This is a genomic window from Rhodococcus sp. 06-235-1A, assembly GCF_002258785.1.
Lineage (GTDB): Bacteria > Actinomycetota > Actinomycetes > Mycobacteriales > Mycobacteriaceae > Rhodococcoides.
The window spans coordinates 115684-142567 of sequence record NZ_NOYI01000020.1 but is presented as its reverse complement, the minus strand read 5'-3'; the positions used below and the strand labels follow the sequence as shown (position 1 = coordinate 142567).

The following is a 26884-nucleotide window of genomic DNA, read 5'->3' as shown; positions in this document are numbered from 1 at the left end:
CTACGTAGGGTTGAGGAAAAGCGAGGCTACGGAGGCACATGGATCCCGAAGTGCAGCACGAACCGAGCGAGATCACCTACGACGAGAAGTTCTATCCGGCTCGGCCGAAACCACTTCGACCTTCCGTACGTCGCGCAAATCGAAGCAACAGTCCCACTCCGGACAGCGAGCCGGTTGCCTCGAACCCCGAGTACGTGGACTGGCTCACCGAACAGTCGATGCTGCGCGACGCCAAGCTGATCGCCGAGCAACTTTCGGGCAAGGGCAGCATGTGGCAGAACCCGTACGCCGATCCCGATCCCCGTGCCGCCGTCGAGCGCGCTCCGGTGTGGTTCACCGCCTACCCCATCTCGGTGATCAACGCTCCACAGACGAGCTTTCTGAGCACCCTCGGCGATGAGAAGCTGTGGCAGGCCTTCTCCGAAATCGGTGTCACCGCAGTACATACCGGCCCGGTGAAGGTGGCGGGCGGCATCCACGGCTGGCGGCCGACTCCCTCGGTCGACGGCCACTTCGACCGCATCGGTATGCAGATCGACCCCGCATTCGGATCGGAAGAAGAGTTCCGACGCCTGTGCGTGGTGGCCTCGGCATACGACGGCATCGTCATCGACGACATCGTGCCCGGACACACCGGCAAGGGTGCGGACTTCCGACTCGCCGAGATGGCCGTGGCCGACTACCCCGGCATCTACCACATGGTCGAGATCGAACCGCAGGACTGGCATCTGCTCCCCCGAGTGCGCGCCGGTGCCGACTCCCAGAACATCGACGCCGAGGCCGAGGCCAATCTCGCTCGTGCCGGCTACATCATCGGCCAGCTGCAGCGCGTGATCTTCTACGAGCTCGGTGTGAAGGAAACCAACTGGAGCGCAACACCTCCCGTTGTCGGCATCGATGGCGTCGAACGCCGCTGGGTGTACCTGCACTACTTCAAGGCCGGTCAGCCGTCGATCAACTGGCTCGATCCTTCCTTCGCCGGCATGCGTCTGGTGATCGGCGACGCCTGCCACTCCATCGCGGACCTGGGCGCAGGCGCACTACGCTTGGACGCCAACGGTTTTCTCGGCGTCGAACGTCGAGCAGAAGGCCCGGGCTGGTCCGAGGGCCATCCCCTGTCCGAGGCCGCGAACCACCTGATCGCGAGCGTGGTGCGCAAGATGGGCGGGTTCACCTTCCAGGAGTTGAACCTGACGATCGACGACATCAAGGCCATGGGTACCAACGGTGCCGACCTGTCGTACGACTTCATCAACCGCCCCGCCTACCAGCACGCGCTCGTCATGGGCAACACCGAATTCCTCAGGCTCACGATGACTTTGGCGCGTGATCATGGCGTCGACACGGCATCGTTGGTGCATGCGCTGCAGAACCACGACGAGATGACGTTCGAGCTCATCCACTTCGCCACCCTGCATGCGGAGGACGAGTTCTCGTACGGAGGCGAGACGGTCAGGGGCTCCGACCTGGGTGATCGCATTCGCGGCGAGCTCACCGATCGACTCACCGGACGGTGGGCACCCTATAACCGGACGTTCACGACCAACGGAATCGCTTGCACCACAGCAAGTGTCATCACCGCATCCCTCGGTATCCGCGATCTCGACCGAATGGACGAGGCAGACATCGAGACGGTCAAGCGTGCCCACCTTCTGTTGGCCATGTACAACGCCTTGCAGCCGGGCGTATTCGCCCTGTCGGGCTGGGATCTGCTGGGCATCTTGCCCATCGATGCCGCGGAGGTCGACGACCTCATTCGGGAAGGTGACACCCGCTGGCTCAACCGCGGCGCACACGATCTCATGGGGTACTTCCCCGAGGCCGTGCGCTCGGAATCCGGAATCCCCCGCGGGCGCAGCCTCTACGGCTCTCTTCCGGAGCAGCTGGCCGACCCGCAGTCGTTCGCCCGCCAACTGGCGCGAATCATCGAGCTGCGCAAGCGGTTCGGTATCGCTACCGCCCAGCAGATCGACATTCCCACGGTCTCGCACAAGGGTCTGCTGGTGATGGTGCACGAGCTCAGCCAGGGGACCATTCAGGCCACCGTGCTCAACTTCTCGTCCGAGGAGATCAGCGCAACCATTCAGTCCAAGCACCTGGTGCCCGGCACGTGCGCCATCGACGTGTACGACGACAACGAGATTGCAACCGTGGACGAGCTGAACAGCTTCCCGATGACACTGCGTCCGTACGAGGGCGTGGCGGTGGTGCTGCGCTGAGTCGGCCGCCCATCACCCAGGCCCGATAGACTTCTGCACCGTGGCCGAAGAACCGAACGATCCGACCTCGCACAGACCTCGGCCTGCGCGTCCGCAACCACCGCGGCCGGATGTTGTCGTCGAGCCCCTTCGGCCACGGCAAGAGACCGTGCCCTCGATTCTTCCGAAGATCGCCACCGGACTGTGGGCAGTGACGACCGTAATCGTCCTGGTGTTGGCAGCGGTCATCGCCCTGAATTGGGAACCCGTGCTTTCCGGCGTCGAAAGTGCGGTCTCGCAGCAGGACTCGACGGCGAGTGCGACCGATGTTCGCAACACCGCCTCGGCCACGCTGCTGTCCAGTGGTGCCGCATCGGCGGTACTCGTTTTGCTCGGATTCGTCGCGCTGAACCTGCTGCGCGGCGCGGCGACGTCGTCCAAGGTCCTGATGGGCGCGGTAGGGATCCTGACCGTCGGCGCGGCCGTCACGTTCTCGACCTTCGTCTCCGACGCACCCGCGCTGTTCGGCGGCGTCCTGCAGTGGGGACCGTTCGTCGTGGCAGCTACTGCGGCCGTTGCGACCATCGTCGCTCTGCTGCCCCGGCGATCCTCACGCCAGTGATGCGAGAATCCCTTCGGCACTACGCGCAGCCAGGGCGCACGAGGTCGACGTGAACTGATCCAGCAGTGGGTGCTCGGACAGTCCTCGCCACCGGTGCACCGCCGCCAACGCAGTGTCTCGCTGTTGCGTGCGTCCGGCATCGGGCGGCAGATTCAGGCGTTCCGTGGCGGCGATGCCGAAACCACCGATGATGCGCTGCAGGTCCAGCAAGGCGCCCTCGGGGAGTTTCGGAGTGGTCGAACGCAATCGGCCGAGCAGACGCAGTTCGGCGAAACCGTGCACGTCGGCGAGCATTCGCCCGGCTTCGGTGCGCAACGCATGCGATTCCGGCCGAAACTCCAGGATCCGTTGCAGAGCAACGAGAGCCGAATGTAGCTTCAACTGATCGGCGCGTTGGCCGAATTGCACGTCGATCACCGATCTGAGCTCGGTCAGACCGCTCCGCTCCACCAGGTCGGCAGCAAGCGTCGGCGAATCGCGTACCCCGAGCCGAATCAGTGTGACCGCCATACGGATACCGAACAAGCCGAAGCGATCGACGATGCTGGCGCGCAGCGCAGCATCGACCGGCAACGTGCTCTGCGGCCGCACGAATCGATCGGCCGAGAGCATTGCCAGCTGCAGATCCTCGGTCGGCACCGTCGCCAACATCTCGAACGCAGCGAATTCGTTCTGCCGCATTGTTTCCGCACCGAGCGCGAGCAATCCCGCCACCGGAACCACTGCCTGACACAATCCCGTGGCCTCGAGCTCGGACGCGAACCGAGCAGCGACCTCCTTGGCCGACATCATCGCGTCCATCCGACCCGAACCGACCTCGTCGGCCCGCGAGACCACCCCGATCACGCCGAGTGGCCCCGAATCGCCGCCCACGTGCGCACCGATCTGTCCGAGGAACGACACGTCCGACGCGTTGAGAGTGCGCAGCAGATACACGACGGCATCGGCACCCGAGGACGAGTTCTCGGGGGTGAGCATGGCCAGAGTTCGGGCCGAGACATCGCGCGAGAGCGATGAGGTACCAGGGGTGTCGATGATCGTGGTCTGCGCCAGGGCACTCGCCGGCCATTCGACGTCCAGGCGATCGACCTGCGCCGCCGTCAACGACCCCAGATCGAAGGTCAACCGGCCGTCCCGCCGCTGCACCGGCACGTTCGCCGCCCGGTCGCCGTCGTACCAGGCCGTGACGGCGGGGGTGACGCCGTTGCGGTACCACGTGACGACCTTGGTGCACTCCGTGGCGTCGGTCGGCGCAATGTCCTGTCCAACAAGCGAATTGAGTAGCGTCGACTTCCCTGCCTTGAGCGATCCGGCCAGAGCCACCCGTAGCGGCTCGTCCAAGCGGTACAGGCATTCGTCGAGCATCCACGACGCCTCGGCATCCCCCGCGTAGGTCGACCGGGCCGCCGAGATCAGATCACGCGCTCGGGCCAGAGCCGTCTGGCTCATACTGCGACGTCCTTGACGAGACCGAGTGCGCGAGAATTCAATTCGGCGGTCACTCGCATGTCGTTCTCCAAGCGCGCGATACGGGCGGCGCGATCGGTGTTGTCGGCCGCGGCGGCTTCCTGCGCCGAGCGCAGCGACTCGTTCAGCGACCGCAGCGTCTGCTCGGCGATCGAGGTGAAATGATCGCGCAGGACCCGCTGAATCTGACGCAGCCGGTCCTTGGACTCCTTGCCCACCTGAAAGCTCACATCGTCGGTGAACCGGCGGATCGCCATCTTGGCCTCGGACCTTCGCGCTTTGACGCGGTTCTCCTTGTCCTCCTTGTACGCCTTGGTGCCGAGCAGCACTCCGGCTCCGATGGAGATCGGATTGAGCAGGCTCAGCCCGACGAACGTGGTGATCAGGCCGAACATCAATACGCCGCCGTAGGATCCGCGCATTCCCACGAGAACCTTCTGCGTGATGCCGACCCGACCGGATTCCAGATCTGCCAACGACGCGACGGGTTCGAGGACGTTATCCAAGTCGCCGAGATCGAGATCGGGCAGTGCCGCCGCCCCGGAGGACGCGAAATGCTCGGCCACCAACTCCGAGAGCCACAGTGCTCGCTCGTGAGCCCACACGAAGTTGTCGCCCACCGACGCGGCGATCTGCTCCTCGAGCCATTCGCCCAGTTGCGGCCAGTCCTTGCCCGGATCCCCCTCGTCGACGGTCTCCTCCGCCTCCCGAGTGACGCGACGCAACCGGTCTCGTAGATCGTGATCGATGTCGGACGCAAGATCGGCAATCCCGTCCCCGAGCGTCTGCTGCCACTGCGACGAGCGCTTGTGCAGATCCTCGGCAGCGGACTTGGCGCGCTGCAGCCCGGCGACGGCAGCGGCCGCCCGCTCCGGATCCTTCAGCGCCGCAAGCTCACTGCCGAACGACAGGGACAGGTGCTCGGTGACCGATCGGACATCGAGCGAGACCGACGCACGAGCCAACACGTCCGCGCGCGCCACCACATCGTCGCGCAGAAACGCGTAGAGCTGCTGAAAGCCGGACTCGGCGTTGAGTTCCTCGTCGTTCAGACGCACGGCGTGCGAACGCAACAGAGACGACACCGGCAGCATCTGCACATCGATGCCCGCGCGGTCGAGGTGTCCACGGTTGGCCTCGACGATCTGCCGCCAGTGCGGATACAGATCGGTCTTGGTGATCAGCACGGCCACAGCCGGGCACAGGCCCTGCACCTGTCGAAGAAAGGACAGTTCGGGCTCGGTGAATTCACGGGAGGCATCGGACACCACGAGTACGGCGTCGGCCGACGGAATCAGACCCAATGTGCCTGCAGCGTGCGGGTTTCCGTGTCCGCCGACGCCGGGGGTATCGACCAGCACCAGACCGTCGGCGAGCAGTGGACTCGACACCCCGATGTCGAGCCGCAACACCTCCCGGCCCTGCGCACGGGGACTCGCCGGGGTAACCGTCGTGATCTCTTCGAGCGGAACGTCGACGCGGATGGGCTCGTTGCCCGGATCCGCGAGTACGAGCTGTGCGGAGAAGCTTTCGGCGTTGGAGACCACCGTCGGAATGGCCGTGGTCTCGTCGTCGCCGACCGAGCACACGGTCAGATTGAGCAACGAATTCACGAACTGACTCTTGCCCTGCTTCAGCGGCCCCACCACGATGATGCGCCGGCGTGGATCCAGGACCCGCGACTTCGCCGCCTCGACACGATCCACCAGATCGGATCTACCCGCCGAGGTCGCCACCGCCGCGGTGCGACTCAGCAGCTCGGCCAGCTCCGTAGTTTGCCCGTCCATACTCTTGCTTCACTACCGTTCTCGTCGACGTCCCTGGACAGAACTCTATCCACGCCTCGGCCCCGAGTGTGACGAACACACTCGGGGCCGCGCGCTGTGTGTCGCTGACGGAATCAGGGGTGCAGCGGGTCGATATCGTGATCGACGGTCACATGGCCGAGGGAATCGGCTGCCGAGTCCACCGATCCGTGCAGGCTGCCGTCACTGAACAGGCTCGACTCGCTCTCACCCTGACCGAAGACGTCGGAGTCGACGCTGGACCAGCCGGTGCCGGATGCGGCTGCGCTGGAGTCGAAGGTACTCGAGTGCTCGAACGATCCCGACGCGGCACCGGACACCGCGGAGGAGAGTCCGCCGCCTGCATGAGCCAGTCCGTCGGCACCGGACTGCAGACCGCCGGTGAGGCTGCCTGCCGCCTGACCACCGATGTCGGCAGCGGAATCAAACCCGCCGCCCGCGGAAGCCGCAGCGTCCGCACCAGCATCCAAACCCGCACCCACCGTGGATGCGACGTCGCCTCCGAGCGAAGCACCGGTGTCGAGTCCCGCACCGACGTTCGACGCGATCTCGCCGCCCACCGACGTTCCCGCGTCGACCACTCCGCCTGCCGCACCTTCGAGGCCGCCTGCGACGGATCCTGCCGCGTTCGCAGCTCCCTCGAGACCTGCGCCTGCGGATGCTGCCGCATCGATTCCGGCACTGACGCCACCGGTCACGGCTCCTTCGAGTCCGGCCCCGGCCTGAGCTGCGGCATCGACGCCGCCTGCTACTCCGCCTGCGATGCCGCCACCGAGGCTGCCCAGACCTGCGAGTCCACCGGTCAGGCCGGCACCGGCGTCACCCAGGCCCGCGAGTCCACCGGTCAGGCCCGCTCCTGCATTGCCGACAGTCGCGAGGCCACCGGTCACATCTGCACCCACGGTGCCGACGGCTCCGAGGCCACCGGTCACATCTGCGCCGACCTGGCCGAGTCCGGCAAGTCCCCCGGTGAGGCCTGCACCGACTCCACCGAGTCCGGCAAGACCACCGGTCAGGCCTGCACCGACTCCGCCGAGTCCGGCCAAGCCGCCCGACAGATCCGCGCCGACTCCGCCCACTCCGGCGAGTGCCGCGTCGACTGTTCCGGTGAGATCGGCTCCGGCTGCCACTGCGGTGTCGACCGCACCGGACAGTCCTGCGCTCAGGTCCGCGCCTGCACCGAGTACGGCTCCGAGGTCGAGGGCTGCGCTGGTGTCGAGCACTGTCTCGAGGGCGGTGCCGAGCTGAGCTCCTGCTGTGCCGCCGACGCCGAATGCCGCTCCGAGTAGACCTTCCAGGTTTCCGGCAACCCCACCGGCACCGGCAACCCCACCGGCCAGTCCGCCTGCAAGTCCGCCTGCGATGTCGCCGCCGATGCCTGCACCTGCGCCGAGGACTCCCTCGACTGCGGTGTCGAGGGCAGCGGTCAGGCCGCCGATCGCGCTGGTGTCGAGGTCCAGTGCCGTTCCGAGTGCGCCGCCGACGACCGCGCCGACGCTGCCGCCAGCGGCAAGCAGGGCGTCGACGTCGAGGTCCGCGAGCACACCGGCGTCCAGGACGGCGCCGAGTGCGGTTCCGATGGATCCTGCGATGGCACCGTCGGCTGCGAAGAGACCGCCGAGGCTCGCGCCGACGCCGCCGGCGAGGTCGCCGACCAATGCTCCACCGGCTCCGAGTGCTCCGTCCAGTGCAGCTCCGACATCGGTGGTGAGATCGGCACCGACGGTGCCGAGGCCTGCGAGCGCGCCGCCGATTCCTGCGGTCAGTGCGCCGCCGAGGTCACCCACGATGTCCAGTCCGGCTCCGGCGTCGAGTACTGCTCCGAGGGCTCCGCCGAGGGCCGCGCCGAGCTCTGCTCCGACGGTTCCACCGACTCCGAAGATCGCGCCGAGCGCGCCGCTCAGTCCACCCTGGATGTCGGCCAGTGCTCCGAGGTCGACGGCACCGGTCGCACCGAGCGCGGCGTCGAGGGCTGCCTGCAACTGCGCGGTGATGTCGCCGCCGATCTCCCCGCCGATGCCTGCGCCGGCTCCGAGAAGTCCGGTCAACGCAGCGCCGAGTCCGACGGTTCCGCCGAGCAGACCGTCCAGGTCCAGATCCAGACCGGCACCGAGGCCGCCCCCGATGCCTGCACCCGCGCCGATCAAGGCGTCGAGGGCACCACCGAATGCGGCACCGAGCTCGACACCGATCTGACCGCCGACCGCCAGCGCGGCGGCGAGTGCTGCCTGCAGGGATGCCGCGATCTCACCCGTGACATCGATGCCGCCGGTCAGGCTGCCACCCGCGGCGAGTCCGCCGCCGGCGACCGCGCCTGCGGCCAGACCGAGTCCGGCAGACAATCCGCCGCCGAGGCTCGCTCCTCCGGCGAGTGCGCCCTCGAGGCCGGCCGATGCGCCGGCGCCCAAGATGGCCGACAGCTGGCTGCCCGCTCCGGCGAACAGTCCCGACTCGGCAACCAGCGGAGCCACCGCGACGATGTCCGCATGGGTCACGTCGCCGAGGCCCGCAGCGGCCAGCGTCATCTCGGGGTTGGCGCAGTATGCGGCGGCGGCCTGGTCGTCGCGCAGCAGGCTGAGGATGAAATCGAGTACGGCGTTGGTAGCCATCTGGGTCTCCTTGACGAGTGGTGCTTCGTGGTTGATCACAAAGCTATGCACCGGAGGGCCCCCGCCCAACGGGGCCGATCCCCGTACTCCCCCGAAGGTCGCCAGGGGGATTTCGTTAGGGGATCTGGGCGCTTTAGGGGATTTCACTCGTTGTGCGCTCTAACCTGCTGTGAGACGTAACGAACATGCGGCGCGAGCCGACAGTGCGGGTGACGGCAGTACTACTGACGGCGAGACGAAGGCGGCGACACGACAATGAACGCAGGGCTCGGCATACGTATCGGTTCGGTGACAGCGGTGGCTGCGCTCGATACCGATCCGGTCACCTCGGTGGTCAAGAGATCGGCACTCGATCTTCGTCCGGGTGCGGCCCCGAGCTTGGCCGAGCTGTGGGATCGATCGGCTCGGCACCTGATCAGCGGATTCGCCGACCGAGTGGGCGACCCGGTGGAACTGATCGACGACGACGGCCGCAGTCACCGTGCCGAGGATCTGTATGCCACCGCCGCCCGCGCTCTCGTGGCCGAGGTGTCCGCCGGAGCCGATTCCGCCCCGACGGTCGTCGTCACCCACCCCACCCGCTGGACGGCGTACACGGCCGAGGTCCTCGGCGAGGCATTGGACCGCGCCGGGCTGGCCGACGTCACGCTGGTCCCCGAGTCCGTCGCCACCATGCGGTGGCTCGAGGTGACTCGCGGACCCCAGTCCGACGGCCTCGCCGTGATCTACGACCTGGGCGCGAGCGCTCTCGACGTGACCCTGATGCGAACCGGCTCGGACGTGGGCGTCGTCGGCACCGGCGACCACTCGCAGGAGTTCGGCGGCGCTCAGTTCGATCACGCGATCATGCAGTACGTCCTCGATACCGTCTCGGGAAGTCAGTCGTTCGAGTTCGACCCCTTCGACCCCGACACCGTCGGGGCGCTGGTAGAACTGCGAGCACGCTGCGGCCAGGCGAAAGAACAGCTCTCGTACGACACGTCCACGTCGCTGACCGTCGACCTGCCCGGGCTGCACACAGAGGTTCGCCTGGTCCGCTCCGAGATCGAAGAGCTCGTACGAGCATCGCTGCTGGCGTCGGTCGGAGTCGTTCGTGACGCCGTCGCCGCCGCAGGGCTCGAAGTCACCGACATCGACCAGGTGGTGCTCGTCGGCGGCAGCACGGCCATTCCACTCGTGGCCGAGCTCATCTCGTCCGAACTGCGGGCGCCCGTGGTTGCCGGCCCCCGTCCCGAACTGACCGTCGCCGTGGGTGCCGCGATACTGGGCAGCGACATCGCCGACGCCACCGCGGCCGACGACGCAGCGTCCCTCGCCGCAGCCCCGACGGCGGCCGTGGCGAGCGCCGCGGCAGCCGCCCCGATGCCGCGCCCCACCCCGAGGCCCGCCCCGACGCCCACCGCGGTCGAATCCGATGCAGGCATGTCCGGCCGCAAGAAGGCCGGTCTCGTCGCCGGATCGGTCGTCGTTCTTGCACTGCTCGCCGGCGGAGGTCTGTCGGTGGGTACGGCACTGACGTCCGACAACACCACCCCGGCCGAGTCGAACTCTCAGACCTCGATCTCGGAAACCGGGACACCGGGGACCACCGCGGCGGTGGCGGAGGCCGAGACCACCACCGCGACCACCGGCGAGAACGGTTCTGCGGCAGCCGGATCCGAGGGCTCTCCCACCACGGTCGTCAACGCCGACGGCACGGTGACGCAGATCGACCCGGCAACCGGGGCTCCCGTCGCCGGATCCCCCGCCCCCGCCGCGGCACCTGCCGACAACGGCGCGGCGACGGTGCCGACCATCCCGTCGGTCGCGGCTCCGACGGTTCCCAGCTACCAACCGCCTGCCGTGCAGGTTCCCAACGTGCAGGTCCCCAGCTACCAGGCCCCCACCTTCACCAATCCCCTTCCCAACACGGCCAACAGCGTTGACAAAACCCTCGGCGGGGTGGTTGGCATTGTCCCGAAAATCCTAGATCCGATAACCGGCCAATAGTCGACCGTGAACAGCATCCGACCATCCCTCGTCGGCGTCGAACGCGCCGATCGCTTCGTCCGTGATGCGCTCGACACCAGAGGATTTCACGTCGTCGTCGGGGTGAACGGCTCCGGCCGCTCCGCTGTTCTCGATGTTGTCACAGCATCGGTGGACGTGTACCGGGCCGGCATCGCCGATGCGCCGTCCGGCTCGACGGTTGTCGTCGACGATGCACATGCGTTGTCGGAGCAACGGTTGGACGAGATCGCGGCGGCGGCAACACGATCCGATATCACGCTGATCGTGGCGACCGCACCGCGCGAGTTCGATTCGCGCATCGAGAAATTGATCGCGTCCGCCGGTTCGGCCCGTTTGACGCTGGTTCCGCTGGACAAGACGGCGATCTCCGCGCGTGCGGCCGCCACCGCTCGACCCATCTCCGCCCCACTGGCCAACGCCATCGCCAAGTCAACCGGGGGAGTTCTCGCCGCCGTCGATGCAGCCCTCGTCGCGCTCGGTCGTGACCGCTCCGACCCCAGCCCCTTGCGCGTCGTCTCCGAAGCCGTTGCTGCACAACATCGTCGGATGTTGCTCGACACCACCGACGACACTCGGGCCCTTCTGCTCGCAGCTCGATTCGGGATCGCGCCCGAGCCCGGCACCGCCGCACAGATCGTCGCGCGCACGAGCGAGGTGGAGTCCCTCGTCGACCTCGCCTGCACCTCGGGCCTACTCGACGCCACCGGCGTGACGGTTCCGTCCGTCGAGGTGCCACTGATCGAGCTGATCGGCGATCGGCGTTGCCGCCGGTTGCTCGATTCCATCACCGACGTCGCTCTCCGATCCCGCCTGCTCGACGCCACCGCCGCACGTGCGTTGACAGAGCGGGGCGTCGTCCATGTCGGTTTGGCCGATTTTCTCGTGCAGCAAGCCGATTCGGCATCGGTCGAGACAGCCGGTGCGCTGTACGACGCAGCTGTCGACGCGGGGTTCGATCCGGCGGCGGCTGCTGCCAGGAGAGCCGAAGTTGCGGCCGCAACCGGCGATCTCGATGCCGCGGGCCGCTGTGCCGACGTGGTACTCGACAACGCCGCCGTCTGCACTCCCACGGATCTACGGACGGCGGTGCGTGTATCGGCCTCGATCGCGGCGCAGCGCGGGATGGTCGCGCGCAGCACGCAACTGTTCACCTGGCTCGGTGCGGATCGGCTCGGACCCGATGCGGTGTGGGCGGCCCTGTCGGCCGCTGCAGCCGGTGACCGCAGCGCCGCAGACCTGTCGATGACCGCCGTGTCCGCTCTCGCACCGACGTCGAGTACCGCGTCGGGCACGCTGCTCGCGGCCGGGGTCCTCGGATCGATCGATTCGCGCACCGCAGCTGCCTCGAGCGCTGCCGCGAACTCGTTGATGCGCGCGATGACGTTGACGGGCACCGTGTCCGATCGCTCGTGCCTGCCCGACACCGCAGCGGCCGTCGCGGCCGTGCATGCCGTCCACTGCGGAGACCTCGCCCGCGTCGATTCCATTCTGGCGCGAGCGCTTCCAGAACAGCGTCCGGGATCCGAGGCACACACCAGGCTGAGCCTCATCGGAGCCTGGACGTCGATGCTGCGTGGAGATGCAGCCGATGCCGGCTTCGCGCTCGACGCACTCCGGGTTCCGGTGTCGCATGTGCGCAATCAGCTCTTCCTGCACGCGATTCGGGTGGGCCTGGCCCGTAGATCCGGTGATGCCGGATCGCTGATCACGGCATGGACGGGAGCGCAGAACGTGATCGCCGAGTACTCCACCGATCTGTTCGGCCTTCTGCCCCTGGGCGAATTGCTCTTGGCAGCAACCCGGCTCGGTCAAGTCGACCGCATCGAACATCTCGTGGCGCAGGCCACCGATCTGCTCGCGGCGCTCGGTGATCCGCCCGTGTGGTCGGCGGCGTTGCACTGGTATCAGGTTCAGGCGGCCATCGTGGCCCAGACACCCGACGCACTGGTGCCACACGCCAAGGCCCTGGCTGCAGCCGCGCCGACCCACCCGTACAGCGCCGCGCTCGCGGCCGCCGGGCGCGCCTGGCTGGAAGTGTTGCAGGGCCGACCCGACGCGACCGACGTGGAGAACTCGGCGCGCACGCTGACCGCGCTCGGACTGCCCTGGGACGGAGCCCGATTGGCGAGCGAGGCCGCGCTGGCCGTCACCGACACCGCGACCGCAACCGCCCTGCTGCACATCGCCAGATCGCTGCGCCAGCCCAGCTCGAGTCAACGCGACAGTCCGGGATCGACGCCGCAGCCGACGGGTTCACTGAGCGAACGCGAGGCCGAGGTCGCCGAGTTGCTCGTCCTCGGAGTCACGTACCGCGAGGTGGGCAGCCGCCTGTACATCTCCCCGAAGACCGTCGAGCATCATGTGGCGCGGATCCGGCGCAGGCTCGGGGCCGAATCCCGTTCGGAACTGATCTCCATGCTGCGCGCCATGGGGTACGGGGCCTCGACCAGCGCGGGGGTGGCAACTGTAACCGAGTGAGTACTCGGAGCGACATAACGACCGAGCACCAGCCCCGAATCGAGAACAGGTAGCATCTCATGACCGAGCAGCCCGGCAGTGTGAGCCTCGGCGCACCGGACGTCGGCCTCCACCTGGACGACGAACGCGCCGTCGCGGCCGTGTCGCATCCCATCGCTCCCGGACCATCGCTGCACCTGGCCTCGCTGCACTCGACCGTGCTCAACGCCCATTCCGACGGCACCGTCTCTCTCGGCGATACCACCGACGACGAGTCGGAGGCGTTCACCCACTTTCTCGACTCCCTCGCCGACGGTGTGGGAGTCACCGGCAGCAAGGGAACCGTCTTTCCTGCCGAGCAGCTGACGTCGATGGCCCTGCTGTGCTTGCTCACCGAGGTGGCGTCGTCGATCGGTCTGCAGCCCGGCGATCTCGCTGCGGCCGCCACCTATCCGGCGAGTTGGACGGCCGAGCAGCTGTTCGCACTGCGCTCGACGATGAACGAGCACGGTCTCGCGCACGTGTCACTGGTGGCCGAAGCAGAAGCGCTCGCTGCATGGAACGCATCGGTCCGCGCGACACTGCAGAAGAACGACCAGGCCGTCGCGGCCGCTCGTGGTGCCGCCATTCTGGCCGCGGAATACCCGGTCGACGCCGTCACCGAGCGATTCGCAGTTTTCCGGGCCCCGGCGAGGTCCGACCGCCGACCGTTGTTCGCAGCAGCAGCTTTCGCCGCGGCACTGACGGTCGGCGCGGCGTTGATCGCTCTGCAACTGGGCACGTCCAGCGACACCACCGTTCCCACCATCGGCAATGCTCAGCTGGTGCCGCCGACGACGTCGTCCGGCACCGCTCGGGGTGGACCGATCGACTTTCCCACCGTCGTCGTCGAGCCGGCGGCCGAGATCGCTCCGGTTGCTCCTGGTCCGGTCGCGACGACGGACCAGACGACGGAAGAGACGAGCCCGACCGACACCACCGACAACCCGCGCGCCGAGCCGGACGCAACCGAGATCGACACCCGTCCCGCGATCGAGACACCCGACGACAGCACCCCCGTGAAGCCGCCGAGCACGGTCGATCCGGCCCCGGAGCTTCCCGTCGAGGAGCCCACCGAGGACCCCGTCGACACCCCCGACGCGGAGCCGACCGACGGTCGGCTCGCACCCGGGACGGATCCGGTTGCGCGCAACGACTCGCCTGCCGCCCGAGCGCTGACGGACCGACCGACGGAGCAAACTCCATGAGCGATGCAGGACATCTCGGAATCACCGTCGGCAACACCAGGTCGGTGGCGGTCCACCGCGTCCACGCCGACGACGAACCGACGATCGTCGTGGTACCGACGACCCTGCGATTCGACGAGGACGGCCGGGCACACCTCGGCGAGTCCCCCGACACCGCGCCCTTCACCCGGTTCGTCGATCTGGTCGGCCGCCAGGAAGACGCAGCACCCGACGCCGATGCGTTCCGCGCCGAGGATCTGATGGCCAACTCCGCCAACTGCCTCGTCGCCATGGTGTCCGCATCGGCGGAGTCCGGGGACATGCCCGTCACGACGATGACGTACCCGGCGCGGTGGCCTCGGGAGAGCGTCGCACTGCTCCGAGACGCCCTCGATCACGCCGGCCTCACCGCGGTCGCGCTGGCACCCGATGCGAAAGCCGCCAGCGCATTCGCTCAGCGCAACCCAGGGACGGCCGCCACCGTGATCGACATCGGTGCCACCGGTACCGACATCTCGACCTACCCCGGAGGCGGAACCGTCCGCACCGCCGCCGTCAGCGGCGACGCATTCACCGATGCACTGTTCGATCACGTGGTGACCGATCGAGAGAACATCGATCTGTCCGACGCGGCGGTACGGGCCGCCCTCGCAGGGGTCGTCGCCTCGTGCGAGGCCGCCAAACACACGCTGAGCACGGCCGACAGCGCCACCGTTTCGGTCGAACTACCGGGACTGTCGCAGACCACGACGGTGACGCGAGCCGAGTTCGCCGCCCTGATAGCGCCGACGGTCCGCACCCTCGACGTGCCGCGGACGGGCACCGTGGTGCTCACCGGCGGCAGTGCTGCCCTCGAGCCGGTGGCGACCGCGATAGCCGAACGGTCGTCGGGCCGACTGCTCGTCGAGCCACTCGCCGCGACCCGAGGGGCGCTGATGCTCGCGGAGATCGAGGACGTCGACGGCAACTCCCTCGTGACCGGTGCCGCGCCGGTCGTCACCCGTAACGACGGCACCGATTCTCTGGACACCGACGCCATTCCTGTGGTCCCGCCCGAAAAGTCCCTCGCGTTCTCCGAGGCGATTCCCGCGGTCGCACCGACATTCGAGCCGTCCGAGTTCCGGTCCCACCCGATCGAACCGGCCGAGGACAACGTCAGGAACACCGGTGCAGTGGGAGCGGTTCCGGTAGCGGCCGTGGCGTCGACCGGCGCGAAGAAGGAACGCAGCGAACGCTCGCGAACCATCACGACGATCATCGCCGGCGCTGCTGCGGGTGTGGTCATCGTTCTCGCGATTGCGGCACTGAGTGGAGTGTTCGGTCAAGCGCCCGCTGCGACACCCCCGACCGTCACCGACGCCGGCTCGCCGATCGTCACCTCGACTCGCACACCGTCGACCACGACCGTGACCCCTGCCCCTCAGGTCATCGCGCCCGAGGTGGTCGACGAACCGACCTACGAGCCGTACACCCCGCCCCAACCTGCGCCCATTCCTGCGCCTCCGCCGGCACCGATCCCTACACCCCCGCCCGTGGTCACCACCACAGTGCCGGTGCCCACCACGACCCCGATGACGACCACGCCGGCCGCGACGACCACAACCGCCACGACCGCCACGACGACGACGCCGAGTAAGCCGTCGGACGCCCCACCTGCTCAGCCCTGAGCTGCGCAAACACTGGTTCAGCGACCGATGCCCTAGGGTGGGTCGCTGATACCAAGCACCCGATGAAGGGATTTCATGCGTAACACCGGGGCTCTGCGTGCTGCAGTGCTGTGTTCGACGGCTTTCGTACTTCTCGCTTCGTTCTCGGGGACAGCGGCCGCCGAACCTGTCGTCCAATCTCCCGCGGACAAGCTTCCCGCCGAGCTCGTCGATGCCGTCCAGCGCGATCTGAGGATCTCCCCGCAGGAGTATCTCGATCGCGCCGCCCGCGCTCAGGAACTGTCCGCCTACGCATCGGACTTCCGTGCCAGCCGTCCCGCCGATTTCGCCGGGGCCTGGATCGGACCCGACGGCAACGCCGTCGTCGCCGTCACCTCCCCTGCCGCGGCCCAGGCCGTCGCCAAGGACGGGTTCGCCACTGCTCAGTCGCCGGTGTCGGCGGACGGCCTGGAGAAGTCGCTGGCAGACCTCAACAGCTGGGTCGCCGGTCTTCCCCGTGAGATCTCTCAGCAGATCAACGGAACAGCCATCGACTTCATCGACAATCAGATCGTCATCGACCTGGCCAACGGTCCGATCGGTCGCGCGCTCAACCTGCCGACGCTGCTCGCCAACATCAAGGTCATTCTGTCTCCCGGCGGAAACAAGCCGGTCGACCCGACTCCCATGGGCGGCGATACCTACATCACGACCGCCGGGCCGATCGCCGACGCTCCCACAACCGACATCAGCATCTGCTCGTTCGGCTTCAATGCTGTCGACGCCTCCGGTGCCGCCGTCAATCTCACTGCCGGACACTGCAATCCAAACAAGGCCACCGGGGCGGGCGGCGCGCCCGTCTACCTTCCCGATCCGGCGGACGTCGCGCGCAGCCAGCAGATCGGGTCGTTCGATCGATCGAGCCTGGGTGCCCAGGACGGCCTCGACTGGTCGGTGATCGGCCTGAACGACACCGGCGTCGCGTCGGGCCTGGATCGTCCTACGGTTCGAGGAGCCAACGGCAGCACCGTCACGATCACCGGAACCGCGGCTCCCGTGATCGGAGCGCCGGTCTGCAAATCCGGCCAGTCGTCGTCGTTCACGTGCGGAGTGGTTGCTGCCGATCGTGTGGAGACGCAGCTCTACATGGAAGACGGCACGTCCCGCACCGTTCGCGGATTCGCCAGCACCGCATGCACTCTGGCGGGTGACAGCGGTGGTGCCATCGTGACGGGAACGCTCGCGCTCGGAATCACCAGCGGATCCAACAGCGGTGGCGCACCCGATTGCAACCAGGCGAACCTGGCGCTCGCGCAGTACGGCGGCACAGCGAGCCTTGGTATTCCCATCGATCAGGTCATCCGCGCAACCGGAGCCACCCTGCGAACCGAATGAGCCGGTAGGTCGGCACCCGAATACCCCCTATAGTCAGTGAACGGCATCACATAAGCGGATGCCTCGGGGGAGGGGTTTCATGCGTCGCCGTGGGCTGGGGTTGTCGATGGTTGCTGTGTCCAGCGTGATGGCGATGCTTGCGCCCGCCGCCGCCGCAGCAGCAGCACCAGCAGTGGGTACAGATTCGGTACTGGGTGCACATCCGGTACTGCCACCCGAGCTGGCCGACGCCGTGGCCCGCGACCTCGGGCTGGACCCGCAACAATTCCTCGATCGAGCCGACGCGGCTCGCCGGTTGGCGGAATTCGCTGCCGCCGTAGGTCCAGAGATGGTCACGGGGACATGGCTCGGCGATGACGGTCGGCCAGTGGTCGCGATCGCCGACGGCCCCAATTACGGCGAGGTAGCCGACGCCGCGTCGGCCAACGGATTTGCGACCGTGGCCTCCGCGGCAGAGATTCCGGAGGCAGTGCGCAGCGCCGTCCAACCACTGCTGGAGCTGCTGCCGTTCGACCCATCCTTCACCGCGGGTCCGATCCGTGCGAGTTCGTATCTGGGCGGAGACAGCTTCCTCGCCGGCACACCGGCCGGCCTCGGTCTTCGGTGCTCCCTCGGCTTCAATGCCGTCGACCCGACGCACGGGCCGGTCAACATCACTGCGGGCCACTGCAATCCGAGTACGGCTAACACCGGTTCGGCAGCGTCGACAGGCGCGTATCCGATGTACGGCAGTCTCGTCGGTTCCAAATTCGGCTCGTTCTACCGAACCAGCCGGTCCCACAACGACTATGCATTGATCGACATCGACGATGCCAACGTCGGAGAATTCGAGAGCAACGCGGTGCGAGTTCCCGGCGCGGGCCCACTGCACGTCACCGGTACGGTGGATCCCATCGTGGGCGCACCGGTGTGCAAATCCGGTTCCAGAACCGGATTCAGTTGCGGCACAATACTTTCCACTGGTCGCAGCGTCGCCATGGGCGAGGCCGTACTCGACCGCAGCTTCGCCACGTCCATCTGCGCCCTACGCGGCGACAGTGGTGGGCCGATCGTCAGCGGCACGCTCGCCGTGGGCATCGCCAATGCATCCAATGTGGGCGATCAACCCTCATGCGAAGTCGCGACCGTCGTCAGCATGATGCAGGGTCAGCGACCGGAATTGTTCGCCACACCCATCAACGATGTGCTCGCCGAGAACCCAGGTCTGACGATCCGAACGTCGTAGGCCCTATCAGTACACGAAAAACCCGCACCCTCGTCCGAGAGTGCGGGTTTGCCTGTGATGCTCGAGGGCTACTTGGCCCAGACCGTGGTGCCCGGTGCCGCGTTCAGCGTGTTGATCAAATCGATGCCAGCAACGACAAGGGTGGGTCCGCCGGCGGTGATCGTGCCGATGACTCCGCCAACTCCTGCGCCCGTCACCAATCCCGGGAGGCATCCTGCTGTCAAGGTCACGACGCAACCGATCGCCGCACCGATCGCTGTTCCGGTAAGCCCACCGATCGCGGTCGCGATTCCGAGCTGCGAGGAGAAGTTCTGCTGAGCCGCCAGGTTCTCCTCTGGGGAGGCAACGGTGGTTGCGCCGATGCTTCGCGAGTTGGCCGACGCCTTGGTGAAGTCCAGGTTCGGAACCAGACGCAGCGTCTTGCCGTCGTTGTCGACGTTCTGCTCGTACGGGAAGTTCAGTCCACCAAGGTTGAACGAGAGCGGGAGCGTGACGAGGGTCTTGTCGGCTGCGTCGAGAACGTCGACCGTCTTTCCATCGTCGGCGATCTTGAAGACGCCTGCATCGATGGTGGTGACGATCGTGCGATCTTCGAGATCGACGGTGTAATTGGTGTCGCCGGGAACCGTCTCATCGACGGGCTGCGCGTACGCGGTTCCGCTGGCCAGGCCCATCGCGACCGCAACGAGGGCCGATGTGACGACCAGTTTGCTGAGTTTCATGGAGAGTTCTGTTCCGTTTCTGTGATGTGCACACTCGGCAGTCCACTAGGTCCTGTTCGAGTTCAAAGCCACCCCGATGACCCTTTTGCGACGTTCGATGCGATCGAAGTGTAGCGCACGAATCGGACCGTTCGTTGTCCTTTCGCAACAGCTCCGACACCTATCGGTTACCAACTGTCACAAACAATTTCGATTTCGGCAGCACAGAGGCGCGCGTTGCATCATCGTGTCGCCGAAAATGTCGTTCGTTCGGTCGAATCTCAGATGGAAAGCGGCCGGGTTCCCACCTGCATCGGGCCACGCTTACGGCAGGTAAGGACTGCCTTCTCGACAGCACCTGCACGGCCTACGCCTAACGTGATCTGCGAGACAACCTACTGACGAGTTCAGCCTGCCCGTCGGATGGCCTCATTTCGACGCCCACCAGCGTCGCTTGCCGGAACGATGTTATGTTACCCATCAGTAACGGTAGCCTTGCTACTGGTGAGTAACATAGACCGTCATATGCTCGACGGGCTGAACCCGCGGTAGCCCTCCAGCTGCCACTTGAACGAAAGGCCGCGACATGAATGCCGTGACGCTCTCACTCGGCTTCGTAGGTGCCGTCATCAGCATCTACTGCTGGTACATCTTCGTCCGCGGTGGAATTCGGATGTTCAGCATCGTCAGGCTCGGCCAGCCCGCTCCCGATCGCTGGCGACCGATAGTGCCTCGCTTCAAGCAAATGGTCGTCGAGTTCGTGGCCCACACCAAGATGGTCAAATTTCGCACCGTCGGTTGGGCGCATTGGCTGGTCATGTGGGGTTTCCTCGGCGGCGCAGTGGTCGCGATGGAAGCCAACATTCAGACGTTCAATCCCGAGGGACACTGGCCGATATTCGGCGACTGGGCCGTTTACCACCTGATGGACGAAGTCCTCGGCATTGCCACAGTCATCGGAATCCTCGCACTCATCGTCATTCGGCAGCTCAACCACCCGCGTAATCCCGACCGGCAGTCACGGTTCGCCGGATCGAACTTCAAGGCCGCTTACTTCGTCGAAGCCATTGTCCTCATCGAGGGCTTGGGCATGATCTTGGTCAAGGCCGGCAAGATCGCGACCTACGGACACTCGAACCCCTACACCGACTTCTTCACGATGCGCGTGGCGGAACTGCTTCCGGCCAGTCCTGAAATGGTGTCGGCGTTCGCGTTCGTCAAGCTCATGTCAGCAATGGTGTGGGTGTACGTGGTCGGTTCTCGCATCAACTGGGGCGTCGCGTGGCACCGCTTCACGGCATTTCCCAACATCTACTTCAAGCGCATGGACGACGGCACCGTGGCCCTCGGCCCGGCCAAGCCGATGATGTCCGGCGGCAAGGTCCTCGAGATGGAAGAGGCCGACCCCGACGTCGACGCGTTCGGTGCAGGCAAGATCGAAGATTTCAGCTGGAAGGGCTGGCTCGACTTCACCACGTGCACCGAGTGCGGCCGCTGCCAGTCGCAGTGCCCCGCCTGGAACACCGGCAAGCCCCTCTCCCCCAAGCTGCTGATCATGTCGCTGCGCGACCACAGCCACGCCAAGGCTCCGTACCTGCTGGCCGGCGGCAAGAAGGACATGGCTGGTGACGAGGTTGGACTCGTCGACTCCGAGGGCAACGTCGATCAGAAGAAGCTCGACGCGATTCCGCAGGCCGCCCGTGACGAGGCCGACCGCAAACTCGTCGCCGACGCCATCGAAGGCGGCATCATCGATCCCGAGGTGCTGTGGAGCTGCACCACGTGTGGTGCGTGCGTCGAGCAGTGCCCGGTGGACATCGAGCACGTCGACCACATCATCGACATGCGCCGCTACCAGGTGCTCATCGAATCGGAGTTCCCTTCCGAGCTCGCCGGCTTGTTCAAGAACCTCGAGAACAAGGGCAACCCCTGGGGCCAGAACTCCAAGGACCGGCTCAACTGGATCAACGAGATGGACTTCGACATCCCGGTCTTCGGCCAGGACGCCGATTCGTTCCAGGACTACGAATACCTCTTCTGGGTCGGCTGTGCCGGTGCATACGAGGATCGCGCGAAGAAGACCACCAAGGCCGTCGCCGAACTGCTCGCCACTGCAGGCGTGAAGTTCATGGTGCTCGGAGCCGACGAGACCTGCACCGGCGACTCCGCTCGCCGCGCGGGCAACGAGTTCCTGTTCCAGCAGCTCGCGATGCAGAACATCGAAACACTGAACAGTGTGTTCGACGGCGTCGAGCACAGCAAGCGCAAGATCGTCGTCACCTGCGCTCACTGCTTCAACGCGCTGGGCAACGAGTACCCGCAGGTCGGCGGTGACTACGAGGTGGTGCACCATACACAGCTCCTCAACCGTCTCGTGCGACAGAAAAAGCTGATCCCGGTGGCCTCGGTCAGCCAGGACATCACTTACCACGACCCGTGCTACCTCGGCCGTCACAACAAGGTGTACGACGCTCCGCGTGAGCTCATGGCCGCGTCGGGCTCCAACCTCAAGGAAATGCCGCGCCACGGTGAGCGGTCGATGTGCTGTGGCGCCGGTGGCGCGCGCATGTGGATGGAAGAGAACATCGGCAAGCGCATCAACATCGACCGGGTCGACGAGGCACTCGCCACCAACCCGAAGAAGATCGCCACTGGTTGCCCGTTCTGCCGCGTCATGCTCACCGACGGTGTCACTGCACGGCAGGAAGGCGGTGCGCACGAGGGCGTCGAGGTCGTCGATGTCGCGCAGCTGATGCTCGAGTCGATCACCCGCGTCGAGTCCTCGGTGTTGGCCGAGAACATCAAGGTCATCCCCCGTGAGCGCACTCCGCAGGAGGAGCTGGCCACCGAGAACGCTGCCGAGGTCGAAGAGGCCGAACGCATCGCACCCGTCGAGGAACCGGCCGAGGCGAAGTCCGCCCCGGCAGCTCCGGCTCCCAAGGCAGGCGGCGGACTGAAGATGAAGGGTCTGGCCAAGGCACCGGGAGCGAAGGCACCCGGTTCTGCCACCAAGGCCGAAGAATCCACGGAGGAAGCCGCACCAGCAGCCAAGCCCAAGGGTCTCGGAATGGCCGGCGGCAAGGCACCCGGCGGCAAGGGCCTGCAGATGAAGGGCAAGGCCCCCGGCGCGAAGGCGGCCGCACCTGCGCCCGCCGATGCTCCCGCTGCGACCGAAGCACCTGCTACCACGGAAACCTCGGAGTCGACTCCGTCGGTCAAGCCCAAGGGCCTGGCTGTGAAGTCCGGCTTCAAGAAGCCGGGCGCGAAGGCACCGGGCAAGCCTGCCGAGGCCACTGCGGCGTCGTCACCCGCCCCGGAAGCCGCTGGCGAATCTGCTTCTGCTGCAACCGAATCCAAGCCGACCGTCCAGCCCAAGGGCCTGGCCGTGAAGTCCGGATTCAAGAAGCCGGGTGCCAAGACTGCGAGTGCCCCTGCTGCAGCAGCTCCGGCTGCCGAGGCACCTGCCAGCGAGACACCCGCCACCGAGGCTGCTGCAACGGAGTCCGTTGCAGCAGAATCCAAGCCGACCGTCCAGCCCAAGGGTCTGGCCGTGAAGTCCGGATTCAAGAAGCCGGGCGCGCGCACACCGGGTGCGGCCGCTGCACCTGCCGCAACACCGGCCGAGCCGGAGAAAGCAGAGCCCGAGAAGGCCGAGCCGACTCCGGAGGCCGAGACATCGGTCGCTGACGCACCGGCAACCGAGGCAGAGGCACCGAAGGCAGAAGCGTCGGACACTGCGGGTGACGCGGCGTCCAACGGTTCGGATGATCGGACTCCGCCCAAGCCGAAGGCCGGTGGACTCGGATTCGCTCCGGGGGCAAAGGTTCCCGGTCGCCGGAAGTAACCTCACACCCGTTTTACCGACTGCGCGCCCCTGCTCACTTCAGAGCAGGGGCGCGCAGTCGTCAGTCATGTTGCTGCTTCACCTGGATTACACCCCGCAGCTGCAGGTACCGATCACCGTCAGGTGGTGCGCATCGCCTGGTCGGATCTCGATCGCCCCGAGCTCGTCGATCGGATGATCCGCGATGCTGCCGACAGAGCCGGGGGAGGCAACCGAGCGACCTCTCTACCGACCGCGCACCCCTTGTCGCGTCGAAATACCGGCATGCACCCTGCACAAGCAGTGTGAGTTTCCCGCGGACCCCCTCGGAAGTGGCGGAATCGGACACCGTGAGTATGGTCGGAATCGCACGGCGTACCCGAGAAGTAGGAGCAGGCATGACCGACGACGCGGACAAGCTCTGGCGACGCTACGACGAGTGGTGGTCGGCGTTGACCCTCGACGACCGAGCGCACGTCGAGAAGTGTTGCGAGTCCGGCCGCACCGACGAGCTCCTGTGTACCCTCATCCGCGAACACAACGGCCCATCGAAGGCAGCGTTCGAGGCAGGCAGCAAGTTGTCCGAAGGCAACAGCAAGTACTGCGCGATCCCCAGCGCGCTACTCGAGTTTCTGGAAGCGAAGCGCGCGCGCCCACCAGTCAGCTAGTGGGACGCCACAGCTGCAGCTCGGGGATTCCCGGGCGGCGTGAATCCCATGACCTGGCCGTAGAAGGACAGTTCGGACTCTCGCGCGTTCACCTGCGTCTCCAGTTTGCGGAATCCGTGCGATTCTCCGGCGTAGGCCAGGTAGGCGTGCGGAATTCCCTTCTGCATCATGGCGTCCCTGAATCGTTCGGCCTGTGACGGCGGCACGATCGGATCGTCGAGCCCTTGCAGCAACAGCACCGGACACGAGAGTCCGTCGACATTGTTGACCGGCGCGCGGGTGCGGTACAGGTCGATGGCCTCGGGCAACGGTCCGATGAGTCCGTCGATGTAGCGGGACTCGAAGTCGTGAGTCTCGGCGACGAACAGCTCCAGCTCGGCAACACCGAAATATGATGCGCCGCAGGCGAACACGTCAGAAGACGTCAGCGCAGCCAGTACCGTCCACCCACCTGCGGAGCCGCCCTCGATGGCCAAACGGCGCGGGTCGGCGAGGCCGCTGTCGGCCAGCCCCTGCACTGCGGCGATGGTGTCTTCGACGTCGACGACGCCCCACTGCCCACGTAGCCGGTTGCGGTACTCGCGGCCGTATCCACTCGACCCGCCGTAGTTCACGTCGACGACGCCGATTCCGCGGCTGGTGAAGTACGCGAACAACGGGTTCAGCGCGGGTGCCACGTGTGCGGTCGGGCCGCCGTGCACGAAGGCGACATACGGCGGCAGTTCCCCGTCCAGCCCTTCGTAGGACGGGTTGCGCGGCGCGTAGGCGATGGCGTGCACTTCACGGTCGGGGCCGTGGAACGTCACCTGACGCCCTTCGGGCAGGAAGGCATCGTCGGGGACGGACTCGAAACCCGAACGCACAGAGTTCAGTTCGCGCGAGCCGAGGTCGAGAGCGAACAGCCCACCGGCCACCTGCGCTCCGCCGCCCTTGATCAACACGGTCGACCCCGAATGCCCACCGAGACCGACCGACGTGACGCCGTCGAGCGCGATGTCGTCCAGGGCCCCGGACACGGGATCGAGTACCGCCAACGTGTCGGTGCCGAAGGTCCGTACGGTCAGCAGCTTTCCGTCGCCCAGCACCGAATACCAACTCGACCCCAACCGCCACAGCGGAGCCCCGAAGTCGGCGTCGAGTGTCGACAGCGGGGTGACCGTCCCGTCGAGCATGACCGAATACAGGTTCCACCAACCACTTCGGTCACTGATGACGTACAACGACTCGTCGTCGATCCATTCCGGCTGCATCACCGATTCCTCGGTCGAGCCGAGCAGCACCGTCCAGTTCTCCGGATCCGCCAGCGATGCCACACGCAGTTCGGTTCCGTCCCAGGGCATCTGCGGATGATTCCATGCGATCCAGGCGATGCGGGTGCCGTCGGGCGAGAGTCGTGGGAACGCCAGGAAGTCCGAGCCCGACACCAGCGAACGCACTCCGTTACCGCCGAGATCGATGGCCACGATGTCTCTGGACACCGCGCCGGCGTCGTGCGTCTCGCGGACCGCAATCGCGTCCGTGCCGACCACCGACAGTTCGGCATACCGAATGCTCGACGCCACAGCCGGTTTCGGCGTCAGAGCTATCGGTACGCCGCCGGGGGTGAGACGGTAGACGCGCTGATCGGAGAACTCTGCGAACACCAGGTCGCCCTCGGGGGTGGCAGTCCAGGCTCCTCCGCCGTACTCGTGGACGCGGGTTCGGGCATTGAACGGCGCGGGCAGTATTGCCTGCACTTCACCGTCGACAAAGCGACAGATCGCGGTGCGACCCTCTTCGGCGGGCCGCAGTTCGGACCACCAGATCTCGCTACCGACAAAGCGACCACCCTCGACAGGGTGGCCCGCCGACGACAGGTCGGCTGCAGAGATGGGTGAGGGCCAGGATCCGTATGCGAGTGCGGTCACGCCATCCACCCTAGTGAACTGACGTGCCCGTAACGCGTTGTTCACCGGCCCTTCAACCGTGACCCGGATGATGGGTGACAAGCAGCACTAGGGGGAACATCATGCGCCGGACCACTACCCACTCGGTGGACCACGAGATTCTGACATTCGGCCGAACGTGGCGGGGCTACGGTGGCGGCAGCGACGAAGACATCTACGTGGCCTTCGGCGTCGATGGACGCACGTACTTCCAGCGACTGCGTCGCATTCTCGATTCGCCGGTTGCCGAGGATCTGTCCCCCGACGAGCGGGCCGCCATTCTCGACATCTGCCGAACGAGACTCACCTGATCGCTACACCGGCGTCAACAGCTCCGGGCTGTTGTTCTTCACGCTGTTCACCGCGGTGCTCACTTCGTAGGGCTCGAGCCGCGGCTCGGGAATCGCCGCGAGCAGGTCCTGCACCGCACCGAGGTCCGTCAGGCCGGGATCGAGCCAGCTCGAGCGCAGATCCGGCGGGAGCACGACCGGCGAGCGATCGTGGATGTGTCCGAGCGCGTCGGCGGCGGGTGACGTGAGCACGGTGACCGACCAGACCCACCTGTCCTCGTCGTCGTCGGCCTTGGTGGGGTCCCGCCAGAGTTCGTACAGGCCTGCCATCGCCAAGACGCCCCCAGGAGTGGAGCCTGCGGAACGACCTGTGTCACCTTCGTGCAAGAAGTACGGCACTTTGGCACCGTCTCGCTTCTCCCACTCGTAGTACCCGTCGGCAGGGACGATGCATCGTCGACGGCTTGCTGCCTTCTTGAACGACGGCTTCTCGGTGATGGTCTCGGACCTGGCGTTGATCAGCCGGGAACCGATTTTCGCGTCCTTCGCCCACGAGGGGATCAGACCCCAGCGCACCGACCGCAGCTGCCGCACGGCGTCGGACTCGGGTTCATCCTTGGGCGAGCGTTCGAGCACCGTCCGCACGGTCTGTGTCGGGGCCACGTTGTACGACGGCGGCACCTCGTCGCCCACGGTCTCGGCGATATCGAACACCGCCTGCAGGTCACTGTCACTCCGGGTACTGGCATACCGTCCGCACATGGGAGGGATTGTTCCACCAACCACCGACAGCCCGCGAGAAACAAGCGCGCAAACA

Annotated in this window: 16 protein-coding genes and 1 pseudogene; 11 read left to right on the top strand and 6 right to left on the bottom strand. The window is 66.4% G+C overall.

Going from position 1 to position 26884, the window contains the following annotated elements; all coding sequences use genetic code 11:
• The first annotated feature begins 38 nt into the window (after positions 1-38).
• On the top strand, positions 39-2219 hold the full coding sequence (gene treS / locus CH275_RS18840) for a maltose alpha-D-glucosyltransferase (RefSeq protein WP_094679812.1): 2181 nt from the start codon (positions 39-41) through the stop codon (positions 2217-2219).
• A 40-nt stretch (positions 2220-2259) separates the two neighbouring features.
• On the top strand, positions 2260-2820 hold the full coding sequence (locus CH275_RS18835; RefSeq protein WP_143546823.1) for a hypothetical protein: 561 nt from the start codon (positions 2260-2262) through the stop codon (positions 2818-2820).
• On the opposite strand, the gene CH275_RS18830 is transcribed toward CH275_RS18835, so the two are convergent.
• The 3 genes from CH275_RS18830 to CH275_RS18820 all read right to left on the bottom strand — a co-directional run bounded on the left by CH275_RS18830 (position 2809) and on the right by CH275_RS18820 (position 8701).
• Complete coding sequence (locus CH275_RS18830; protein ID WP_094679810.1) at positions 2809-4269, bottom strand: dynamin family protein; 1461 nt, start codon at positions 4267-4269, stop codon at positions 2809-2811. The two genes, CH275_RS18835 and CH275_RS18830, sit on opposite strands and share 12 nt — an antisense overlap.
• Positions 4266-6074 (bottom strand): dynamin family protein, encoded by a 1809-nt coding sequence (locus CH275_RS18825; RefSeq protein WP_094679809.1) that lies wholly within the window; start codon positions 6072-6074, stop codon positions 4266-4268. Before CH275_RS18825 ends, CH275_RS18830 begins: the two co-directional genes overlap by 4 nt.
• Positions 6075-6187: 113 nt before the next feature.
• Entirely contained in the window at positions 6188-8701 is a 2514-nt protein-coding gene (locus CH275_RS18820; protein ID WP_094679856.1) for an IniB N-terminal domain-containing protein, read from the bottom strand.
• Between the two features lie 255 nt (positions 8702-8956).
• Here CH275_RS18820 and CH275_RS18815 point away from each other — a divergent pair, with 255 nt between their 5' ends.
• From CH275_RS18815 to CH275_RS18790, 6 genes are all read left to right on the top strand, one after another.
• Positions 8957-10690 carry an Hsp70 family protein gene (locus tag CH275_RS18815; protein WP_094679808.1) on the top strand — a complete coding sequence of 578 codons (1734 nt, stop codon included), beginning with the start codon at positions 8957-8959 and terminating at the stop codon, positions 10688-10690.
• A gap of 6 nt (positions 10691-10696) precedes the next feature.
• A complete protein-coding gene (locus tag CH275_RS18810) occupies positions 10697-13189 on the top strand; it encodes a helix-turn-helix transcriptional regulator (RefSeq protein ID WP_094679807.1) in 2493 nt (830 codons plus the stop codon).
• A 59-nt stretch (positions 13190-13248) separates the two neighbouring features.
• The gene (locus CH275_RS29565; RefSeq protein WP_094679806.1) at positions 13249-14415 is read left to right on the top strand and encodes a hypothetical protein; all 1167 of its coding nucleotides are present in this window, start codon (positions 13249-13251) and stop codon (positions 14413-14415) included.
• Positions 14412-16061, top strand: coding sequence for an Hsp70 family protein (locus CH275_RS18800; protein WP_094679805.1), 1650 nt, complete (start codon positions 14412-14414; stop codon positions 16059-16061). Before CH275_RS29565 ends, CH275_RS18800 begins: the two co-directional genes overlap by 4 nt.
• Positions 16062-16136: 75 nt before the next feature.
• A complete protein-coding gene (locus CH275_RS18795) occupies positions 16137-17435 on the top strand; it encodes a S1 family peptidase (RefSeq protein WP_179276219.1) in 1299 nt (432 codons plus the stop codon).
• 79 nt (positions 17436-17514) lie between these two features.
• Complete coding sequence (locus CH275_RS18790; RefSeq protein ID WP_179276218.1) at positions 17515-18660, top strand: S1 family peptidase; 1146 nt, start codon at positions 17515-17517, stop codon at positions 18658-18660.
• A gap of 68 nt (positions 18661-18728) precedes the next feature.
• On the opposite strand, the gene CH275_RS18785 is transcribed toward CH275_RS18790, so the two are convergent.
• Positions 18729-19382: a hypothetical protein gene (locus CH275_RS18785; RefSeq protein WP_094679803.1), complete on the bottom strand. Its 654-nt coding sequence runs from the start codon at positions 19380-19382 to the stop codon at positions 18729-18731.
• 565 nt (positions 19383-19947) lie between these two features.
• Here CH275_RS18785 and CH275_RS18780 point away from each other — a divergent pair.
• Both CH275_RS18780 and CH275_RS18775 read left to right on the top strand, forming a co-directional pair.
• A complete protein-coding gene (locus CH275_RS18780) occupies positions 19948-23205 on the top strand; it encodes a (Fe-S)-binding protein (protein ID WP_094679802.1) in 3258 nt (1085 codons plus the stop codon).
• Between the two features lie 377 nt (positions 23206-23582).
• Positions 23583-23852 carry a hypothetical protein gene (locus CH275_RS18775; RefSeq protein WP_143546820.1) on the top strand — a complete coding sequence of 90 codons (270 nt, stop codon included), beginning with the start codon at positions 23583-23585 and terminating at the stop codon, positions 23850-23852.
• Here CH275_RS18775 and CH275_RS18770 read toward each other — a convergent pair.
• Positions 23845-25759, bottom strand: a pseudogene (locus CH275_RS18770) (dipeptidyl-peptidase 5). The gene CH275_RS18775 and the pseudogene CH275_RS18770 overlap by 8 nt on opposite strands.
• A gap of 101 nt (positions 25760-25860) precedes the next feature.
• On the opposite strand from CH275_RS18770, the gene CH275_RS18765 reads away from it, so the two are divergent.
• The gene (locus CH275_RS18765) at positions 25861-26088 is read left to right on the top strand and encodes a DUF3263 domain-containing protein (RefSeq protein WP_094679800.1); all 228 of its coding nucleotides are present in this window, start codon (positions 25861-25863) and stop codon (positions 26086-26088) included.
• A 3-nt stretch (positions 26089-26091) separates the two neighbouring features.
• On the opposite strand, the gene CH275_RS18760 is transcribed toward CH275_RS18765, so the two are convergent.
• The gene (locus CH275_RS18760; protein WP_094679799.1) at positions 26092-26829 is read right to left on the bottom strand and encodes an SOS response-associated peptidase; all 738 of its coding nucleotides are present in this window, start codon (positions 26827-26829) and stop codon (positions 26092-26094) included.
• Positions 26830-26884: the final 55 nt, after the last annotated feature.

Bases quoted from the DNA above. Each gene is read 5' to 3' on its own strand.
- CH275_RS18765 (WP_094679800.1), top strand. From the start codon at position 25,861: ATGCGCCGGACCACTACCCACTCGGTGGACCACGAGATTCTGACATTC.
- CH275_RS18820 (WP_094679856.1), bottom strand. From the start codon at position 8,701: ATGGCTACCAACGCCGTACTCGATTTCATCCTCAGCCTGCTGCGCGAC.
- CH275_RS18760 (WP_094679799.1), bottom strand. From the start codon at position 26,829: ATGTGCGGACGGTATGCCAGTACCCGGAGTGACAGTGACCTGCAGGCG.
- CH275_RS18780 (WP_094679802.1), top strand. From the start codon at position 19,948: ATGAATGCCGTGACGCTCTCACTCGGCTTCGTAGGTGCCGTCATCAGC.
- CH275_RS18825 (WP_094679809.1), bottom strand. From the start codon at position 6,074: ATGGACGGGCAAACTACGGAGCTGGCCGAGCTGCTGAGTCGCACCGCG.
- CH275_RS18790 (WP_179276218.1), top strand. From the start codon at position 17,515: ATGCGTCGCCGTGGGCTGGGGTTGTCGATGGTTGCTGTGTCCAGCGTG.
- CH275_RS18830 (WP_094679810.1), bottom strand. From the start codon at position 4,269: ATGAGCCAGACGGCTCTGGCCCGAGCGCGTGATCTGATCTCGGCGGCC.
- CH275_RS18815 (WP_094679808.1), top strand. From the start codon at position 8,957: ATGAACGCAGGGCTCGGCATACGTATCGGTTCGGTGACAGCGGTGGCT.
- CH275_RS18795 (WP_179276219.1), top strand. From the start codon at position 16,137: ATGCGTAACACCGGGGCTCTGCGTGCTGCAGTGCTGTGTTCGACGGCT.
- CH275_RS18775 (WP_143546820.1), top strand. From the start codon at position 23,583: ATGACCGACGACGCGGACAAGCTCTGGCGACGCTACGACGAGTGGTGG.
- CH275_RS18800 (WP_094679805.1), top strand. From the start codon at position 14,412: ATGAGCGATGCAGGACATCTCGGAATCACCGTCGGCAACACCAGGTCG.
- treS (WP_094679812.1), top strand. From the start codon at position 39: ATGGATCCCGAAGTGCAGCACGAACCGAGCGAGATCACCTACGACGAG.
- CH275_RS18785 (WP_094679803.1), bottom strand. From the start codon at position 19,382: ATGAAACTCAGCAAACTGGTCGTCACATCGGCCCTCGTTGCGGTCGCG.
- CH275_RS29565 (WP_094679806.1), top strand. From the start codon at position 13,249: ATGACCGAGCAGCCCGGCAGTGTGAGCCTCGGCGCACCGGACGTCGGC.